Genomic DNA, 18,335 nt, shown 5'->3' with positions numbered 1-18,335 from the left:
GTGAAGGCTCCGATCCCTTGTATTCTTCGGCGAAAGCCTAGCGCCTAGCGATGCGGCGGCGCGATGCGCGAATGTGTTAGGCCGAGATCGAAACCGACTTGTCGAGAGAGGCGCGCGCGAAGGCCTATCCGCCCGCCAGATCGCCGAACTCGCGCTGGAATTCGGCGCTGTCGAGATAGTCGCGCCATTTCGCGATCTTGCCCTCCTCGTCGAGCTCGAAAGTGCCCATCACCCGGATTGTGCGCCGCTTGCCTTTCATCTCAAACCAGTCGGTGCGTTCGGTGAGCACGACATTGCCGTTTGCCGCGATGTGGTGCGTTTCGAAACCGCAGGCCTCGACACCGGGGAACATCGCAATCTTGGCGCGGACCTGATCGATCCCCCTGACGGTCGAAAGCGGAATGTCGGTCCACTCGATATCATCGGCCATGAAAGAATAGATTTTTTCAAGGTCGTATTCGCCCCAGGCCGCGATGAAGGCTTCGATGGTCTCGATAGGTGTCATGGTCTGCTCCGGCTCATGCGATCTTGAGGATCATCTTGCCATCATTTGTGCCCGCGAACAGCCGCATGAAGCTGTCGAAGGCGTTTTCGAGGCCTTCATCGACATGTTCGTCGATCACGATCTTCCCGGCCGCGGCCCATTCGCCCATCTTCGCCGCCCCTTCCGCGAAACGCTCGACATAATCGGCGACGAGCAGGCCGCGTATGGAGGCCCGCTTGACGATCAGCTGCCACAGGTTGCGCGCGCCGCGCGGCGCGGTGTTGTATTCGCTGATGAGCCCGCAAAGTCCGACGCGGGCGTGAAGATTGAGATTCATGAGGCCGGCATCGAGAATGATCCCGCCGACATTCTCGAAGATTACGTCCACGCCGCCGGGCGCGGCATCGGCGATCGCTTCGGTCAGCGCGGCTTCGTCCTTGCCCTTGTAATCGATCGCCGCGTCGAACCCGTATTTTCCGATCAACCGCGCGCATTTTTTCGGCCCGCCCGCAATGCCAACCGCGCGGCAACCATGGATCTTGGCAAGCTGGCCTACGAGGCTTCCCACGGCTCCTGCCGCGCCGGAGACGAAAACCGTCTCGCCTTCCTTGGGCTCGCACACTTCGAGAAAGCCGAAATAGGCCGTCATCCCGACCGCGCCGAACAGCGAGAGATAATTGGTGACGCTCGGCACCATGTCGGGATCGATCGGCTGGGTGAACCCGCCCGCCTCGGCGACGGAATAATCCTCCAGCGCGTTGAGCCCCATCACCCACATACCCTTTTCGAACCAGTCGGCACGGCTTTCCTCGACCACTCCGATCGTGGTGGCCCGCACCGGTTCTCCGAGCGGGATTGGCGGCATGTAATTGCCCTCGGCATCCATCCACCCGCGCATTGCCGGATCGAGGGATGCGTAGTGATTACGGATCAGGAATTGCCCCTCGGCAAGCTCCGGGGTCGGCTCGGTGACGAGTTCGAAATCTTCGCGCACGGGCTCGCCATCGGGGCGACGCCGGAGGATGAAGCGCCGGTTATCGGGCATGGAAAATCCTTGTGACTATCGTTGGTCAGGCTACCGCGATCCGCACGGGGATGGCGCTTTGCAGCGCCTGCCCGGTAATCGGATCGTAATCGACCTCGTCGCTGGTAAGGCGGTTGGTCGAGCCGCCGACCTCGCGCACATTGTGCTTGCCCGCATCGGCATCGCCAAAGGCATGCGCCATGGAGATGAGGCCCGGCCTCACGCGGTTGCTTGCCTTCACCACGCCGTGGATCGTCGCGTGCGGAGAGGAGATTTCGATGATGTCGCCATCCGAAAGCCCGCGCGCCGCCATGTCTTCCGGATGGAGATAAGCGGGGTTGGTGGTGACTTTCTGGCCGAGGTTCCTGAGTGGCTGGCCGATCGAGTTGAAGCGGTGTTTCGAGCGGCGCGAGATCAGCCGCAAATCGTAGCCCTCCGCGCCTGGCTTGTCCTCGGCATAGCGCAGGAGGTCGCGCGGCATTGCGCCCGCATTGAGGTCGAAACGGTTCTCGTCTTCGGGATTGGCCGGTTTGACCACCGGGTGAAGTTCGTCGTAGATCACTGCCGCGCCGCCCGCCTTGCGCACATCCTCGCGCACCTTGCTCGGCGGGACGAGGCAGCCTGCGGTCATGAGGTCGAGAAATTCGTGCTTGGCGGGCGGGGTGCCCCCCTCCATCGGCACCGGCCCGCCGGCGAGTTCGAGTTGCAGTCCGAGGTTTTTCGCAAGATGCCAGAACATTTCGTATTCGTCGATCACGTCGCCGGGAGCCTTTGCCAGCGCCTCGGCATAGCGGGCATAGGCGCGCTCGTGCCACCATTCGGAAAGATTGGTGATGTCGTCGCGTTCGAGCGATTGCTTGGGGGCGAGCACCACGTCGGCGCGGCGAGCGCTGGCGCTCATCCACGGATCGATCTGGACGAAGATCTCGAGATCTTCCAGCGCCCTTCGCATCTTGAGCTGGTTGGGAAATCCGACCTCGGGATTGCCGCCGACCGATATGAGCGCGCGGATCTGCCCTTCGCCGGGCGTGAGGATTTCGTCGGCGAGTACGTTGCACGGCATCTCGAAACCCAATTGGCCGAGGCCGCGGAAGCGCGATTTCGCCATGCCCGGCGCGCCGAACATCGGCACCGGGTCGGCGACCTGCGCGCGCGTGGGTGCGCGCGGTGTGGTGAAGACGCGCGGTGCGCTCGCCTTCTCGCCTTCCTGAATGAAACGCGCGCAGATCGTGTTGAGGCAGGTCGCTAGATATTCGGTGAGCGTGCCATTGCCCGCCATTTCCGGGCCGGTTCCTGTCACCGCGCAGCCCTTCGACCCGCCAGCGAACATGCGCGCGGCGGCGATCAGCTGGTCCTTGTCGACGCCCGCACGCTCTGCCGCAACATCCGGCGGGAATGCGGCGACAGCCTCTTTCAACTCGTCGAACCCGTCGACATGGGCGGAGACGAAATTGCGGTCGTAGAGCCCCTCCTCGATGATGACATGGAGCATGCCTGCGAGCAGCGCCGGGTCCTCGCCCGGCTTTACCGGCAGGTATATGTCGGCGAGCAGACCCACCTCGGCGAGGCGGGGGTCTGCGACGATCAGTTTCAGCCCCTCTTCCTTGCGGTCGCGGATGCGCTTCGAGGGGCTGAACGGCGGGACGCCTCCGACCGGCGCATAGTGCGAGACGATCGGGTTGTTGCCGATGAAGAGCGCGACGTCCGCATCGGAGAAATTGTTCACCCCGCCTTCCCAGCGGCCATAGCGCGCGGTGGTGAAGACCTTGGCGGGCTGATCCAATTTGACGCTGGTGAAGAAGTGCTTCGAGCCGACCGCTTGCGCAAAGGCATATGACGCGGCCCATGCGGCGGAGTTCTGGTATCCGCCCGAGCCCATGAAGACCGCGACGCTGTCGGGGCCGTACTTATCGATGACGCGGCGAAGCTCGTCCGAGACATGAGTGAGCGCCTGAGGCATTGGCGTTTCCTGGAACTCGCCGGTTTCGTCGCGCACGAGGCTATGGTGCAAGCGGTGTTCGGCATTGTGCGAATCGGGCAGTTCGCGCCCCTTCAGGCAGGTGTAGCCGCCATATTCGGGATCGTCGGGATCGCCGCGCACCGCTTTCACCTTGCCGTCTTCCACATCGACCAGCATCGCGCAGTTCGCATGGCAGAAGCGGCAGAATGTCCTATTAGTTTCCACGCCCATCTCAAGTCTCCTCGCCGCGAAGAATACCAGAGGGCGTCAGCGCATCGACTGACACTTTTGCCGACTGACACTTTTGGGCGTGGAGAGTGCGGGAGCGGGTCCGCATTAGGGGCGAGCCAACGCTTCGAGGAGATCGCCGATGACCACCACACGCCAATGGCTCTTGAACGGACATCCGCGCGGACGCGGGATTGCCGAGAACGATTTCAAGCTGGTCGAAACCGAGCTTCCCCCGCCCGGAAAGGGCGAGATGCTGCTCAGGACACTCTATCTCGGCTTCGATCCCGCGCAGAAGGGCTGGATGGAGAATATCGCCGATTACGTCGCGCCGATGAATATCGGCGACGTGATGCGCGGCAGCGGTATTTGCGAAGTGGTGGAATCGAATGGCGGGAAGTTCGCCGTGGGCGACCTCGTCTTCGGGACGACCGGATGGACCGAATACCTTGTCCATGACGGAGAGGGCTTGACCAGGGTCGAAACCGACCTGCCGCCAACGGCCGTGCTGTCGGTGCTCGGGACAACGGGGCTCACCGCCTATTGCGGGCTGTTCAAGGTCGGCAAGCCCGTCGCGGGTGACACCGTGCTCGTCTCGGGTGCGGCGGGCGCGACCGGAAGCGTCGTCGGCCAGCTCGCGAAGATCGCCGGGTGCCGCGCGGTAGGTATCGCAGGCGGAGCCGAGAAGTGCAAATGGCTGGTCGAGGAGGCAGGATATGACGCCGCGATCGATTACAAGGCGGGCGGCGTGAAGGAGCAGATCCGCGAGCACTGCCCTCGCGGCGTCGATGTGATCTACGACAATGTCGGCGGCTCGATTTTGAACGACATGCTCGCCAATATCGCGACCGGCGCGCGGGTGGTGATCTGCGGCGGGATCAGCCGATACGAAACCGGCCAGCTTCCCGCCGGCCCCGAAAACTACTTCAACCTCGTCTTCCGTCGCGGGACCATGGCGGGCTTCATCGTGCTCGACTGGGCGGGGGAGTTTCCCGGCATCCGCAAGCGTTTGGAGGGCTTCGTCAAGGACGGCCGCCTCAAGTACCAGGAGGACATCCAGGAGGGCTTCGAGAACGCGCCCGCGACTTTGCAACGGCTCTTCACCGGGAAGAACCGCGGCAAGCAGATGCTCAAGCTTTAGGCGGCAGGTCTTCGGGCGCGTTGATGTTGATCAGCGGCGGGTCGAACGCGATCCGACGCGCACCGACATGGTCTGCGAAAGCGTAAAGCGCGCGCTCGCCACTTGCGAGGAACGTGTCCAGCATCTCGCCGGTTTCTGCCGGCCACAAGCCGACCACCGGTTGGCTCTGGACGATGGCGGGGCCCTCGCCCGAGAGCACTTGCGCGATGTCCTTTGGCAGGTTCGGCACGTCGCACCCGCAGCTCAGGACATGGGTTAATCCATGGCTCGCGGCGTGGTGAAGCGCGGCATTGAGCCCGCCGAGCGGTCCCAATCCCGGCTCGGGTCGATCCGGCAGGCAGTCGAAACCGGGCTCCTCGCGCCCGCACACCACGATGGCATCGCATTGCTCGGCGAGGGCTCTTCCAACCCGGTCGATCAACCGCTCGCCTTCATAGAATGCGTGCGCCTTGTCGCTGCCGAAGCGGCGCGCCCGACCCCCGGCGAGGATCGCGCCAAGGAGCTTCACTGATGTTTCATTCGAACGCCTCGGTCGCAACGCCCTCAGCATTGTAGACCGGGGCTTCGGCATCGACGCGGTATTTCTTGCTCTCCGCCGAAGTCAGGCCGAACTGGCCGATATGGTCGCGCATCCCGGCATAAGCCTGCCCGGCGAAATGGTTGGCGAGCGCCTCTTCGCTCTCCCATTCCTCGAACACGTTGACGCGCGCGGGATTGTTCCCGTCGGCGCTCCAGTCGTAGTGAATGCACCCGTCCTGCGCGAGGGCGGCGTCGATATGCGGCTTGGCGGTTTTGAGCGCCTGCTCGCGTTGTGCCGGATCGAGATCGATCTGCGCCGCGATGACGATTTTTGTCATGAATTCAGCTCTCCTGCGGATTGTATTCTGCGACAATGCCGAACTTGCGATGGGTGAACGCCCATTGCCCGTCGATTTTCGCCAGCTCGTCTTGGTAGAGCCCGCCCACCACGCGCGTCGTTCCGTCCTTCATGTGCAGGATCTCCTGCGTCTGGACGCGGCTGGTGGCGGTGTCTCCGGTGACTTCGATCATGCAGGGCACGCCGTGGAAACTCACCGCTTCGATCCCGCTCATCGCCTGCTCCCAGAAACCGACGATCGCCTCCCTGCCTTCGAAGGTCTGGCCGAAGAAATCCCAGGTGGCGTCCTCCGCCCAGACCGAGGCCCAGGTCGCGGCGTTGAACCGCACGACGCCATCGGCATAGGTGCCATTGAGCTCGCTGATCGCCACGCGATCTTCCAGCGGTCCTCTGAACATGATGTGTCTCCCGATCTGTCTTGCCGGGTATCGGTCCGGCAGGTGCGGCGGACAATGGACACTTTTGGGAAGGGAAACCGGTTGCGACGCGGCCTAGGGTGTCCGGCGTAGATGGAGGAGAAGCAGGATGGGCCAGCTCGACGGAAAGACTGCGGTGGTGCTCGGCGCAGCATCGAAGGACAATATCGGCCAGACAATTGCGCGGCTGTTCGCGGAAGAAGGCGCAACAGTGATGGTCGCGGGGCGGCACGAGGACGTGCTTGCCGATTTCGCGAAAGAGATTGGCGGGCATTATGCGCTGTGCGACATTACCAGCCGGGACGAGGTTCATGCGCTTGCGCAAAAGACATCGAGCGACATGGGCCGCGTCGATGCGGCGATCAACTGCACCGGCTGGGGCCTGCTTTCCAACCTGCTCGAGACGACCGAGGAAGAGCTCGACCGGATGTGCGACCTCCAGTTCAAGGGCGTCCATCATTTCCTGCAGGCATTCGTCAAGGCGATGAGCGAGCAGGATCCGACCGGAGGTTCGATCATATCGCTGTCTTCGGCCACCACGCGCGCGCTGATCAACAATCACGTCGCCTATATCGGCTCCAAGCGCGCGAACGAGGCGATGATCGAATGCGTGGCCAACGATTTCGGCCACTTGGGAATCAAGGCGAACACCGTCTCGCCCGCCTTTACCGAAAGTCCCATGACCGAAGGCGCTTTCGCGACCCCCGGCCTCGTCGATGCGTTCCTGCCGCGCTATCCGCTGGGGCGGCTCAACACCGCGCAGGACGTGGCCGAGGCCTGCCTGTGGCTGTGCACCGACAAGGCCTTTGTCACCGGCCAGCACATCCAGCCCAATGGCGGTTTGACGCTCAGGGGCAATCCGCAGGCAAAGGATATCGAGGCGGCTGTCGGCGCGGCCATGGCGAAAATGCAGGAGAATTAGAGGGCGCTCTCCGCGCTGTGCCTCCTAATACTGCGCGGTGCCGCCGTCCACGCTGATCGCCGCGCCGGTGATCCCGGCCCCTTCCTTGCTCGCCAGCAACAACGCGACCGCAGCCACTTCCTCTACTGTGTTGGGGCGCTTGATCGCCGCTTCCTGCGCGAACATGTTGATCATCTCGTCGAATTCCATCCCCATCGCCTTCGCCGTGGCAGGTCCGTTATTCTTGATGATGTCGGTCACGACGAGGCCGGGGCAGATCGAGTTCACGGTGATGCCGGCTTCTCCTACCTCGCGCGCGAGGCTTTTTGTCAGGCCGTTCACCGCGTGCTTGGCGGCGGTGTAGGCGGTGAAGACCGGTTTGCCGTGCTTGCCCTCCATGGAGGACATGTTGATCACCCGCCCTTCGCCCTTTTCGAGCAGGGTCGGGAGCGCCCGGCGGGTCGCCCAGAAGGTCGAATAGACATTCCACTTCATCGCCTCGTCGAAGGCCTCGTCTGAAAGCATGTGCATCGGCTGGAGGTCGCCCGCGCCGCCGGCATTGTTCACGAGGATGTCGATCGTGCCGAATGTCTCGATCACCTTGTCGATGAACCGTTCGACATCGAACTGGTTCATCACGTCGCCCGCGACGAACAGCGCCTTCTCGCTCCCGCCCAGTTCCTCGACCACACTGGCGCCCTTTTCCGGATTGCGCGCGAACAGCGCGACCCTGGCGCCCTCGGCGAGGAACGCCTCGGCAATTCCGCGCCCGAGCCCCGCCGTGCCGCCGGTAATCGCTGCAATTTTGCCTTCCAGTTTCATGCGCCTCTCCCTCTCCGGCACTGCCTAGCGCGCTGCGGGGCGGGGCGCACCTTGCCAAAATGAGGGATTGCCGCGCCCCGATCGTGGCGGCTTGATGCGGCGATGGAGCATGTCGACGTCATCGTATTGGGCTGCGGACCCGCCGGAATGACCGCCGCAATCGCCGCGCACGAGGCGGGAGCGAAAGTGGAACTTATCGAGCGGTTTGACCGGATCGGCGGGACCGGGGCGGTTTCGGGCGGGGTGATCTGGGTCGCGGACAATCCCCGCCAGCGCGCCGCCGGGCTGGAAGACAGCCGCGAAGAGGCGCTCGCCTATTTCCGCAGCCTCGACCACGGCGACCTTGTGGACGAGACGCTGGAGGCCTTCGTCGATCAGGGTCCGAAGGCGCTGGATTTTCTCGAACAGGCGGGCGCGCTCAAGGTCGCTTTGCTCGATGGCTATCCTGACTATTATCTAGACCGCCCGGGCGCGAAGGCGAAAGGCGGACGCGCGCTCGACCACGACCTCTTTTCGCTCGACGAACTGGGCGATTGGGCGGGACGGATCACTGCAATCGAGGAAGCGAAGCCGATGATGCTGCGCGAGACGCCTCTGGGCGGCGGCACGGGCGTTGTGCCTCCCGAAGAGCTTGCGCGCCGCATGGCAAACAACGAGCGCGGCTTCGGGCAGGCGATGGTCGGGCGATTGCTCAAGGCCTGTCTCGACCGGGGGATCGAGCCGCATTTGAACGCGAAGACCAGGCGCCTGCTGCGCGATGGCGGACGCATCACCGGTATCGAGATCGTGCGGGAGGGTCGCAACCTGAAGCTCATGGCGCAACGCGGAGTGATCGTTGCGACGGGCGGGTTCGAGTGGGACAGGGAGATGCGCCAAGCCTTCCTGCGCGGGCCCATGGATGCGCCGGCCAGCCCGCCAACCGCGCGGGGGGAGGGGCTGGCGCTGGCGATGGCGGCCGGGGCGAAACTCGGCAACATGACGCAAGGCTGGTGGGCACCGACACTGGTGATCCCGGACAATCCCTGGCCCCAAAGCCAATTCGGCGGAGAACAGCGTGCCGTGCCCGTCCTGATCGAACGCACCGTGCCCCATTCGCTGATGGTCAACCGGGCGGGTAAGCGCTTCTGCAACGAGGCGGCGAACTATTCCGCGCTCGCGGGCGCATTCCACCAGTTCGACGCGCAAAGCTACGATTACCCGAATCTGCCCGCATGGCTGGTGTTCGATGCGAATTACGTCGAACGTTACCCCATCGGCCCGCGCCTGCCAGGTCAGCCGGTTCTCGACTGGGTGGCGAGGGCGGACAGCCTGAAGGATCTCGCGGGAGAAATCGGCGTCGACGCGGTAAGCCTCCGTGGGACGGTCGAGCGTTTCAACCGCCATTGCGATGCCGGGCATGACCCGGATTTCGAACGCGGCACATCGGCCTACGATCATTTCTACGGCGACCGCAGCCGGGAAGGCGCGGCGGTGACGCTCGGCAAGCTGGAGCGCGCGCCGTTCTACGCGGTCGAAATCCGCATGGGAGTGCTCGGAACCAATGGCGGCCCGCGCACCGATGGCGAGGCGCGCATTCTCGGACACGATGGCGAGCCAATTCCCGGCCTCTATGGCGCGGGCAATGCGATCGCATGTCCGACCGGGGGGATATATGCCGGGGCGGGCGGCACTCTCGGCCCGGCGCTGACATTCGGCTATATCGCCGGGCGCTCGGCGGCGCGTGCGAACGCCTGAAACTACGTCTTCGGTTCGAACTCGATATGCAGCTCTTTCAGCGAGCGCAGCAGAAAGTGCGGGTGATACTCGAAGTCGTTCTTTCCTTCGGCAAACCACATGTCCTCGAAACGGTCGACGACGGCGGTGAAGCCCCATGTCAGTTCGCGCCGCGCCAAGGGCGCGCCCAGGCAATGGTGCGTGCCTGACCCGAAGCCCATGTGCGAACCGGCCCTGGGCCGTTCGAGGTCCAGTTTTTCGGGACATTCGAACACGCGCTCGTCGCGATTGGCGGCGGCGAAGCGGATATTGACCATCGCGCCCGCCGGGATCGTCACGCCCGAAAGCTCGGTATCCTCGCGCACGAAGCGCATCAGCGATTGAACCGGGCTTTCGAGCCGCACGACTTCCTCGACAAAGGTCTTCATGTAGCGGTCCGGATCGGATTTCAGCCGGTGCCAGACATCCTTGTGCTCGATCAGCAGCTTCATTCCCGCCGCGAGCGCATTGGTGGTGGTTTCCGAGCCGCCGACGAAAGTATCCGCCATCATCTCTGCGTGAAGTTCGTTATCGGTCAGCGGACGACCCCATTCCTCGATAACGGTATTAACGAGCACCGAAATGAGGCTGTCATCGGGGTTTTCCCGCAACCGTTCGAAGATCGGCTGGAAATATCGCTGCGCCTCGATCTCCCGGTCGACCATCTCCATGTGGCGGTCCTCCGGCAGCATCAGCGAAATCCGCTGGAAGAACGCATCGGTCCAGCGCTTGATCCGCCACATATCCTCTCGCTTCGCGCCCATCTGTTCGCCGATTATGAAAAGCGGCAGCGGGACGCAGAATTGCCTGACCCACTCGCAGCGTCCGTCTTCGATGAAGCCGTCGATCAGCTCGTAGGCGAGCGCTCGCACACGCGGGTCGATCTCCTTGATCTTCGACGGCTTGAATGCCTGGTTGAACATGGCGCGCATCTGCTTGTGATTGGGATCGTCGCGGCCGTTCAGCGTCGGTGCGGGTACCCAGCCCTTTTCCTCGAACCGCGCGGCGACCTTCTGAGCGCGTTCGATATCGCCGGCGCTGGCTCGGAACTGGCTGTCGGCAGCAGAGGAGGGAAAGCGCTGCGGGTCCATCAGCACCGCGCGCACGTCTTCATAACGGGTGACCACATACATGTCGGTGCCGGGAATGTTGTAGACGGGCGCCTCGTCGCGCAGCTGCCGGTAGGCGTCATACGGACACTGCTGCAGCTCGGCATCGAACAGGTCGATGCTGAGGTCGTCATTGGCGGCGGTCGCCATCCATCCCTCCCGATTTTGCCTATGGCATCGGGTGCATGATCGCCGCGATATCACGGTTGCGCAATTGGCGGATTGGGGAGGGAGCAATGGACGAATCACAGAAACAGGCCTTGCAGGAACTGCTCGACAGGCAGGCGATCGGCGATGTGATCCAGCGTTATTGCCGGACGCTCGACTGGCTCGATGAGGAGGGGCAGGCGAGTTGCTACTGGCCCGACGCCCATATCGAATACGGCTTTTTCACGGGTCGGGCGGAGGACTTCCTGCCGGTCGTGATGGAGACCGAGCGCAATCTGGCGCGGCGCTGGCACATGCTTTCCTCGCCGCTTATCCGTTTCCATTCGAATACGAGCGCGAGCAGCGAATGCTATGGCATCTTCGGCGGCGGGCGGTTGCAGGACGACGGCACAATCGCCGGCGACCTGATCGGCGGCCGCTATCTCGACGAATGGGAAAAGCGAGTGGGCGTAGACGGCCTCGAGTGGCGCATCTCGGCGCGGACCTATATCGTCGACTGGAAGAGCCCGCTTGCGGACCAGCCCATGTTCGAACCCGACCCCGATTTCCCGCTGCCGACGCTCAGAATCGATGCGGGCGGGCATCCGCGATATCGCGAACTCTAGTCCTCGACAGGCGGGTCCATGTAGTCGCGGTAATAGGTGAGCTGGCCGTGGTGCACCTTGTAAATGCCCACTCCGCCGCGCGTCTCTTCGGACGAATGCCCGTCTCCGACATGCATGGTCCAACGCGCCCATGCGGCATGATCGTCCCCGCAGATCTCGTCCACGGTGAAGCGGATTTTGCGCGCCGTCATTTCCTTCACCATGGTGGTCATGAATCCGAGGATCGCCTCGCGCCCCTTGTGCGTGCCCCAGACCGGGTCTTCGAGCAGGGCGTCTTCGGCAAAGAGCGGCGCGAGCTTCGTGTAGTCGCCTTCGTCCTGAATGCGCCAGAATTCCTCGATTACCCTCTGTGCTTCACCTGCCATATTCGCTTCCCTAATTGACGTTTCTGGTCTTGCCTTCCCAATAGGGCGCGCGCAGTTCGCGGCGCAGGATCTTGCCCGATGGGTTGCGCGGCAAGGCGGCGATGAAATCGACCGATTTGGGGCATTTGTATCCCGCGATGTGCTCGCGCGCATGGGTGATGACCTCGGCTTCGGTCAGCTCTTCCCCTTCCTTCACAACGACGCAGGCCTTCACTTCCTCGCCCCACTTATCCGAAGGGATTCCGATCACCGCGACATCGGCGACATTCGGGTGCGAATAGAGCGCATTCTCGACCTCCGCCGGGTAGATGTTCTCCCCGCCGGAGATGATCATGTCCTTCACCCGGTCGTGGATGAAGAGATAGCCATCTTCGTCGAGATAGCCCGCATCGCCGGTGCGTAGCCAGCCCTCGGCATCGATCGTCTCGGCGGTGGCTTCCGGGTTGTTGTAATAGCCGCGCATGTTCTTGGAGGACCGCGTGGCGATCTCTCCCACCGTGCCGACCGGCACCTCATCGCCCGCTTCGTCGATTATCTTGATCTCGACGCCCGGCAGCGGCTTGCCGACGCTGCGCATTTTGGGAGAGCCTTCGGGCACGTGATCTTCCGGATCGAGCGCGACGATCGTGCCGCTTGTCTCGGTCATCCCATACATCTGGACGAAGCCGCAGCCCAGCACGTCCATCGCCTGTTTCATCAGTTCGAGCGGTATCGGGGAGGCACCGTAGGTGACATATCTCAGCCGGCTGAAATCGACCTCGTTCACGCGCGGGTGATTGAGCAGGATCTGGATTGCGGCGGGAACGAGGAAGATTTTCGAGATGTTGTAATTCTCGATCAGATCCAGCGCCTTGGCCGGATCGTATTCGGGCAGGACGATCGAGTTCGTGCCCGCGACCATCGTGCCGATGCCAGTGCCTGTCCCGCTGATGTGGAAGCATGGCATGGCGAGCAGAGTGACATCGCCCGGGATCGGCTTTTGCCATTCGCGCATCTCCGCCTCGTGCGAGGGATCGCGGCTCGAAAGGATCGAGCCATGCGTCATCACCGCGCCCTTCGGCCGTCCGGTCGTGCCCGAGGTGTAGAGCTGCAGCGCATCGTCATCGAGGTCGATCCGCACGTCGACCGGATCGGCAGGAAAGCCATCACGCCAGGTGCGGTAATCACATCCGGATTGGTCGGGCGCGTCGATGCCGATGATGCGTTCAAGCTTGGCCGTGTCGCCTCGCGCCTTGTCCACCATCTCGGCGAAGCCTTCGCCGACGAAGACGATACGTGCATCGCAATTGTCGAGGATATAGGCGACTTCCGGCGCTGCGAGCCGCCAGTTCACCGGGGTCATTACCGCGCCGATCTTGGCCGCGCCAAGCAGGGCCCCGAAATAGAGCGGGTGGTTCTTGCCGAGGAAGGCGACGCGGTCGCCCTTGCCAAGGCCCGATGCCAGCAGCGCATGGGCGACGCGGTTCGATCCCTCCTCCAGCTGCGCGAATGTGATGACCTCATCGCCGAAGGTGAATGCCGGTGTATCGCCCTGAAGGCGCGCGTGTTCGCGCACGATGTCGCAGAAACTCGCCGCTTCGATTGCTGCCTGTTCTCCCATGGAGGGGGAGACTAGGCGGGTGACGGGCCGCGCGTCATTGGCACAATTCATAGCGGCGCCGCTCGCCAGCTGCGTTAGGTTGATACGCATGAGCGATCCAAAACCGCCCGAAGGCTTCACCCGCGCACCCTTTTCGCCGGGCTTTCTCGACTATGGCGGACCCTATTACCTCAAGCCTGTCCCGGACGCGCCGCAGATCGTGGGGTTGAGGATCATGGCGCACCACATCAATTACAGGGATGCCGCGCATGGCGGGGTGCTCTCGACCTTTGCCGATGTCGCGCTCAGTCACGCGGTCTACGATGCCGAACGCCCCCGGCTTGCGCCATCGACCGTCACCCTGAGCGTGAATTACCTCGCCGGCGCGAAACTGGGAGACTGGCTGGAAGCCCGCGTGCGGATCGACCGGATGGGCGGGAGCACGGCCTACACTTCGGGGCAGATCACCCGCGAAGGGGAGGCGATTGCGACCATGACGGGGGTATTCGCGATCCGCAGGAGCTAGCCGCGCCAGCGCGCCACCACGGGCGTCGAGGGGTCGCGGTCGTCGTGATATCCGGTCGAGCCTTCCGGCATTTCGGAAAGGTCTACGCCTTCGACCTCGCGAAATTCGCGCCAGTCGTAAAGTCCGATGCGGCGGGCAATCCGCCACGCTTCGTTGCGCTTCTCGAAGCGGTCGACATAGCGTCCGGCGATCACGGCGGAATAAATCCTGCCCTGGTCCGGAAACACATCGGCGATCGGGTAGCCGGCCGGGATCGTGTGCATTGCGGTCATGTATGTCTCGGTGTGACAGGTGACGTCATCCTCGAAACCGAACTGGACCTGACCAAGCTGGTGCTGCGTGGCGAGACACGGATCGATGATCGCCTGCGCCTGTTCGACAAAGCCCCGCCAGCCGCCGAGCACCGTGCCGAACTGGAATTGCGCGTCCGGGTGGAAGAGTTTTTCCATCATGTCCCACCGCCGCCGGTCGATCGCGTGGGCATAGGCGGCGATCAGGTCGCGGATCGCTTCGCGGTCTTCCAGCCTCAGATCCATCATTCGAGCTCCACGATTACCTTGCCGATATTGCCCCCGGTGAAGAGTTTTTCATAGGCAGCAAGCGTGTTTTCGAGCCCGCGCGTCACGTCGTAGGGCATCTGCAATTCGCCTGCGTCCAGCCAAGCCCTGAGCCGCGTGGTCAGCCGCTCGCCCTGGTCCATGAAATCGGGCGAGAAGAACCCCTCGACCCGCAGGCGGCGCATCAGCACCTGGTCGAACTCCCTTGGCGATGTTCGCGTGCCCGATGAATAATCGGCGAGCAGGCCGCACACCGCGATCCTCCCGTAATGGTTCATGCGGGTGAGTACATGGTCGAGCAGCGGCCCGCCGACATTGTCGAAATAGACGTCGAAGCCGCCGGCTTTGTCGAGCTGCGCCCTGACGTCATTCGCCTTGTAGTCGATTGCGCCTGCAATCCCGATCTCGTCGGTGAGGAAACGGCACTTTTCACTGCCCCCGGCAATTCCCCATACCTCGCAGCCGAGAAGGCTTGCGATCTGGACGGCGAGGATCCCAGTTGCACCGGCTGCAGCGGAGACGAGCACGCGCTCGCCTTTCTTGGCAGCGCCGGTTTCCTCGATACCCCACAAGGCGGTCCACCCGTTCATGCCGAGCGGACCGAACCATGCGCGCCGGTCTTTGACGGAAGGATCGAGCTTGATCGCGCCGGACATTTCCGCATCGACCTGGCTCACCGCGCCCCAGACGCCAAAGGCGCGCACGAGGTCCCCCACGGCAAAACCCTTGGCGCGTGACTGAATCACTTCGCCCACGACCAGTCCAGTCATCGGTGCGCCGACGGGCAGCGGCGGCTGGTATCCGTCCTCGCGGGCAGTGAGCCAGAGCCGGGTTCCGGCATCCATCGAAAGCATCTCGTTGCGGATGCGGATTTCGCCTTCGGAAAGGTCGGGCAGCGCTTCTTCGACCAGCGCCAGCGCGCTCGCGAAATCATTGCCCTCGGGACGGGTCTCGATGCGCCAGAAGCGGTTCTTCATGGCGCATCTTGTCCGAGGCCTGCCGCGAGGCCGCAAGCCCTCGCTTTTGCTAGGCTGCTATCATTTTGGCGCGGTGCGGCTTGCCGTATCCCGACCTAGTCTCGCGCCCGAGCGATCAGGGAGGAATCGATGGCACTCATCACGGTGATCGGCGCGAGCGGCAGGCAGGGCATGGCGCAGGTGCGGCAGGCGCTGAAAGCAGGGTATCATGTTCGCGCGATCTCGCGGCAGGAGGACCCGTTCGGCGGCGCGAAGATCGAGGGTGTCGAGCGCGTCGAGGTGCGCCCGATGGACCTTTACGACACCGACAGCTTCAAGCCCGCGCTCGAAGGCTCGGACTATATCTTCTACACCCATCCCTTGCAGGCGCGCGCCGACCGGGCGGTGCTGATCGGCGATCTCGGCAAGGTCGCCGCCGAATTGGGCGTCAAGCGGCTCGTCTGGAACACGTCGAGTTGGATTCCCGACAAGCCGGGCGATCCTTTTACCTATGGCGAGAACACCAAGGGCATCAATGCCCTGTGGCGATCGGGCTGCCCGGGCACGGTGTTCGGCAGCGTGCTGTTCATGGACAACCTGCTGACCAACTGGGCGCGCCCCTTTATCGTCAACGAAGGCCGATACGTCTATCCGCATGCGCCGCATCTCGAGGCGAACTGGATCAGCCTGGACGATGTCGCGAAATTCATGCTCACCGCTCTCGAACGGCCCGATATGGAAGGCGCATGGCTCAATATCGGCGGGCCGGAGAGGATCAAGGGTCCGCAGGTGGCGAAATACCTCAGCGAGGCGCTCGGCAAGGAGATCGTCTACGATCCCTGCACCCCGGAGGAATTCGGCCGCTATCTGGTCGAGGCCGCGGGGGACTCGATGCCGGAGGAAATGCGCGAGGAATTCGCTGCCGGGATCGCGGCGTTCTACGAATACAACAACACCGCGCCGACCAGGCCGTTCGAAGTCGACATGGATTATGTCATGGAGCGCTTTCCCGAACTCGATGGCGAGCTTGAAAACATGGGCGAATGGACCAAGCGGCAGGATTGGGGCGAAAGCAATTTCCGCCCCGCTTTCGGCTGATGAAAGACAGGCGCGAGGCCAATATCGCGCTCGCAACGCGCTATTACGAGGCGCTCGCTTCGGGGGATTTCGAGGCGCTGGCCGACCTGCATAGCGACGACGTTGTGTTCAACCTCGTAGGTTCCACGCCTGTTTCAGGTCGATGGGAGGGCAAGGCGGAATGTTTCGGCCCGCTTGTGGCCGACATGGTGGTCGGGAAACTGGTGCCGGAGACGGTGCAGTTCTCGCGCAAATGGCGGATCATGTGCGCCGATGAGGAGCGCGTTGTCGGCCTGATGTATGGTGGAGGGACCGCGAAGAGCGGGCACGAATACCTGCAAACCTATTGCCAGATCATGACGATTAAAGACGGTAAGATCGTGGAGCTGCACGAATTCTTCGACACTGCGCTGGTCGAACTTGCGCTCAATGACAATCCGACCGTCAAGGGACCGAGCGAGGTAAAGCGGCCGTTCGATTTCTGATCATTCGGCGGCTTCGCGGCGCTCGCCTGCGAAAATCTCCAGCAATTCCTCGTCGTTCGCATTGGTCAGCCGCTCGACCCATTGGTGAAAGACCTGACCGCCGCGCTCGTTCTTGCCGAACAGGACGTGATCGAGCATCCCCGATTGCAGCGCCTCATGCTGGCGCTTGCCAGTCGCATAATCCTCGTCGCGCACCACAATTTCGAGGAAATCGAACTGCTCGTGCGCGGATTTGACCTGTTCCTCGGTATCGGGCTGGTTCTCCATGACGTAATATTGCGTCGTGTAGCTTTCGGCGACCGTATCGCCGGGGAAGAGCTGGCTTATCATCGCCCCGCGCTGTCCGCCGCCATAAAAGCTTGCGATCGAGATGTGCGGAAAGATCGTCCACACGCCCTGGGTCAGCGCATCGTCCGGCCACTCGTCCTCGCTCAACTGCGTCAGATCGATCTGCTCGTCGCTGCCGGTTTTCTGGACGAATTTCGACGGGCTCGATAGCCGCTGGTGCGGACCCCAGAAGAAGTAATTGGCCCGGTTGAAGAAATCCGCGCCGAACGTGTCCTTGTGCAGCACCGGCAGGTGATAAAAGTCGAGATAGCCGTCATAGGCCGTCTTCCAGTTCGGTCCGGCCAGCGTGCGCTGGCTGAAGAGCGTCCAGCCTTCGAACCCGAAAGCGGAAAGAAGCCCGTCATAGCCGCCAAGATAATCGGCAATCGACAATTCGGAGTCCGGATCGAGCGTAGCCCAGATCAGCCCCGCGCTCTCATAGACCGGGAATCGCTTGAGGCATAATGCCGCCTTGTCGACCGCACCGAAATCCTTCGGGCTTGCAACGCCCAAGAGGTCGCCATCGTTCTTGAAAGTCCAGCCATGATAGCCGCAGGTGAACCGGCTCGCATTGCCGGTACCGCTCACCACCGGGTTGCCGCGATGGGTGCACATGTTGAGGAACGCGCCAACGGTGCCGTCGCGTTGGCGGGCCAGCAGGAGCGGCACGCCGCAAATGTCCATCGCCTTGTAATCGCCCGGTTCGGGCAGCTCGCACGAGGGGGCGACCATGAGCGGCAGGCGGCGAAAAATGTTGAGCTTTTCAAGCTCAAACAGCTCGGGATCGGTGTAGGTCGATGCCGGGATACGCACGATCTCGTCGGCATACTCCATAGTGTCTGCCGCCCCGTGCTCGACGAGGCTGCGGGTCATGGAAACCAGTTCTTCGCGCGACATGTCTCACTCCCAATGATGTCGGATAAAGAGAATGCGCCTTGCGCAGCACAAGCGGCAATGCGCGTTTTTGGTGGGGCGT

General features: G+C 62.9%; 20 protein-coding genes. 7 read left to right on the top strand and 13 right to left on the bottom strand.

Going from position 1 to position 18,335, the window contains the following annotated elements:
- Positions 1-124: 124 nt before the first annotated feature.
- The 3 genes from FIU90_RS01675 to FIU90_RS01665 are packed head-to-tail and all read right to left on the bottom strand — an operon-like array spanning position 125 to position 3,699.
- Positions 125-505 carry a limonene-1,2-epoxide hydrolase family protein gene (locus tag FIU90_RS01675; RefSeq protein ID WP_152433199.1) on the bottom strand — a complete coding sequence of 127 codons (381 nt, stop codon included), beginning with the start codon at positions 503-505 and terminating at the stop codon, positions 125-127.
- Positions 506-518: 13 nt separating this feature from the next.
- Positions 519-1,529 carry an NADP-dependent oxidoreductase gene (locus tag FIU90_RS01670; protein WP_152433198.1) on the bottom strand — a complete coding sequence of 337 codons (1,011 nt, stop codon included), beginning with the start codon at positions 1,527-1,529 and terminating at the stop codon, positions 519-521.
- Positions 1,530-1,554: 25 nt separating this feature from the next.
- The gene (locus tag FIU90_RS01665; RefSeq protein WP_152433197.1) at positions 1,555-3,699 is read right to left on the bottom strand and encodes a molybdopterin-dependent oxidoreductase; all 2,145 of its coding nucleotides are present in this window, start codon (positions 3,697-3,699) and stop codon (positions 1,555-1,557) included.
- A 139-nt stretch (positions 3,700-3,838) separates the two neighbouring features.
- On the opposite strand from FIU90_RS01665, the gene FIU90_RS01660 reads away from it, so the two are divergent.
- Entirely contained in the window at positions 3,839-4,837 is a 999-nt protein-coding gene (locus FIU90_RS01660; protein ID WP_152433196.1) for an NADP-dependent oxidoreductase, read from the top strand.
- Here the strand turns inward: FIU90_RS01660 and FIU90_RS01655 are convergent.
- The 3 genes from FIU90_RS01655 to FIU90_RS01645 are packed head-to-tail and all read right to left on the bottom strand — an operon-like array spanning position 4,827 to position 6,112.
- Positions 4,827-5,345 (bottom strand): molybdenum cofactor guanylyltransferase, encoded by a 519-nt coding sequence (locus tag FIU90_RS01655; RefSeq protein WP_152433195.1) that lies wholly within the window; start codon positions 5,343-5,345, stop codon positions 4,827-4,829. The genes FIU90_RS01660 and FIU90_RS01655 overlap by 11 nt on opposite strands.
- Positions 5,346-5,352: 7 nt before the next feature.
- Complete coding sequence (locus FIU90_RS01650; protein WP_152433194.1) at positions 5,353-5,694, bottom strand: putative quinol monooxygenase; 342 nt, start codon at positions 5,692-5,694, stop codon at positions 5,353-5,355.
- Between the two features lie 4 nt (positions 5,695-5,698).
- Complete coding sequence (locus FIU90_RS01645) at positions 5,699-6,112, bottom strand: nuclear transport factor 2 family protein (RefSeq protein ID WP_234029584.1); 414 nt, start codon at positions 6,110-6,112, stop codon at positions 5,699-5,701.
- A gap of 127 nt (positions 6,113-6,239) precedes the next feature.
- Between FIU90_RS01645 and FIU90_RS01640 the strand changes: the two genes are divergently transcribed.
- Positions 6,240-7,052: an SDR family NAD(P)-dependent oxidoreductase gene (locus FIU90_RS01640; protein ID WP_152433192.1), complete on the top strand. Its 813-nt coding sequence runs from the start codon at positions 6,240-6,242 to the stop codon at positions 7,050-7,052.
- Positions 7,053-7,076: 24 nt separating this feature from the next.
- Here the strand turns inward: FIU90_RS01640 and FIU90_RS01635 are convergent, their stop codons facing one another.
- The gene (locus FIU90_RS01635) at positions 7,077-7,853 is read right to left on the bottom strand and encodes an SDR family NAD(P)-dependent oxidoreductase (protein WP_152433191.1); all 777 of its coding nucleotides are present in this window, start codon (positions 7,851-7,853) and stop codon (positions 7,077-7,079) included.
- 102 nt (positions 7,854-7,955) lie between these two features.
- Between FIU90_RS01635 and FIU90_RS01630 the strand changes: the two genes are divergently transcribed.
- Entirely contained in the window at positions 7,956-9,587 is a 1,632-nt protein-coding gene (locus FIU90_RS01630) for an FAD-dependent oxidoreductase (protein ID WP_152433190.1), read from the top strand.
- Positions 9,588-9,589: 2 nt separating this feature from the next.
- Here the strand turns inward: FIU90_RS01630 and FIU90_RS01625 are convergent, their stop codons facing one another.
- A complete protein-coding gene (locus tag FIU90_RS01625; protein WP_152433189.1) occupies positions 9,590-10,864 on the bottom strand; it encodes a cytochrome P450 in 1,275 nt (424 codons plus the stop codon).
- 86 nt (positions 10,865-10,950) lie between these two features.
- Between FIU90_RS01625 and FIU90_RS01620 the strand changes: the two genes are divergently transcribed.
- Complete coding sequence (locus tag FIU90_RS01620) at positions 10,951-11,487, top strand: nuclear transport factor 2 family protein (RefSeq protein ID WP_172970153.1); 537 nt, start codon at positions 10,951-10,953, stop codon at positions 11,485-11,487.
- Here the strand turns inward: FIU90_RS01620 and FIU90_RS01615 are convergent.
- Both FIU90_RS01615 and FIU90_RS01610 read right to left on the bottom strand, forming a co-directional pair.
- Complete coding sequence (locus FIU90_RS01615; protein WP_152433187.1) at positions 11,484-11,852, bottom strand: nuclear transport factor 2 family protein; 369 nt, start codon at positions 11,850-11,852, stop codon at positions 11,484-11,486. The two genes, FIU90_RS01620 and FIU90_RS01615, sit on opposite strands and share 4 nt — an antisense overlap.
- A gap of 10 nt (positions 11,853-11,862) precedes the next feature.
- On the bottom strand, positions 11,863-13,542 hold the full coding sequence (locus FIU90_RS01610) for a fatty acid--CoA ligase (protein WP_234029583.1): 1,680 nt from the start codon (positions 13,540-13,542) through the stop codon (positions 11,863-11,865).
- Between FIU90_RS01610 and FIU90_RS01605 the strand changes: the two genes are divergently transcribed.
- The gene (locus tag FIU90_RS01605) at positions 13,541-13,957 is read left to right on the top strand and encodes a PaaI family thioesterase (protein WP_172970152.1); all 417 of its coding nucleotides are present in this window, start codon (positions 13,541-13,543) and stop codon (positions 13,955-13,957) included. The genes FIU90_RS01610 and FIU90_RS01605 overlap by 2 nt on opposite strands.
- Here the strand turns inward: FIU90_RS01605 and FIU90_RS01600 are convergent.
- Complete coding sequence (locus FIU90_RS01600; protein ID WP_152433184.1) at positions 13,954-14,496, bottom strand: nuclear transport factor 2 family protein; 543 nt, start codon at positions 14,494-14,496, stop codon at positions 13,954-13,956. The genes FIU90_RS01605 and FIU90_RS01600 overlap by 4 nt on opposite strands.
- Positions 14,493-15,491: an NADP-dependent oxidoreductase gene (locus tag FIU90_RS01595; RefSeq protein WP_152433183.1), complete on the bottom strand. Its 999-nt coding sequence runs from the start codon at positions 15,489-15,491 to the stop codon at positions 14,493-14,495. Before FIU90_RS01595 ends, FIU90_RS01600 begins: the two co-directional genes overlap by 4 nt.
- Before the next feature lie 129 nt (positions 15,492-15,620).
- Here FIU90_RS01595 and FIU90_RS01590 point away from each other — a divergent pair, with 129 nt between their 5' ends.
- The gene (locus FIU90_RS01590; RefSeq protein WP_152433182.1) at positions 15,621-16,568 is read left to right on the top strand and encodes an SDR family oxidoreductase; all 948 of its coding nucleotides are present in this window, start codon (positions 15,621-15,623) and stop codon (positions 16,566-16,568) included.
- Positions 16,568-17,032 carry a nuclear transport factor 2 family protein gene (locus FIU90_RS01585; protein WP_172970151.1) on the top strand — a complete coding sequence of 155 codons (465 nt, stop codon included), beginning with the start codon at positions 16,568-16,570 and terminating at the stop codon, positions 17,030-17,032. The genes FIU90_RS01590 and FIU90_RS01585 overlap by 1 nt, the downstream gene beginning before the upstream one ends.
- Here the strand turns inward: FIU90_RS01585 and FIU90_RS01580 are convergent, their stop codons facing one another.
- Positions 17,033-18,256, bottom strand: coding sequence for an aromatic ring-hydroxylating dioxygenase subunit alpha (locus tag FIU90_RS01580; protein ID WP_152433180.1), 1,224 nt, complete (start codon positions 18,254-18,256; stop codon positions 17,033-17,035).
- Between the last annotated feature and the right edge of the window lie 79 nt (positions 18,257-18,335).

This window comes from Erythrobacter sp. THAF29 (genome assembly GCF_009363635.1).
Taxonomy (GTDB): domain Bacteria; phylum Pseudomonadota; class Alphaproteobacteria; order Sphingomonadales; family Sphingomonadaceae; genus Erythrobacter.
Note: the sequence above shows the minus strand (reverse complement) of the source record. Positions and strands in the feature narration are given on the sequence as shown.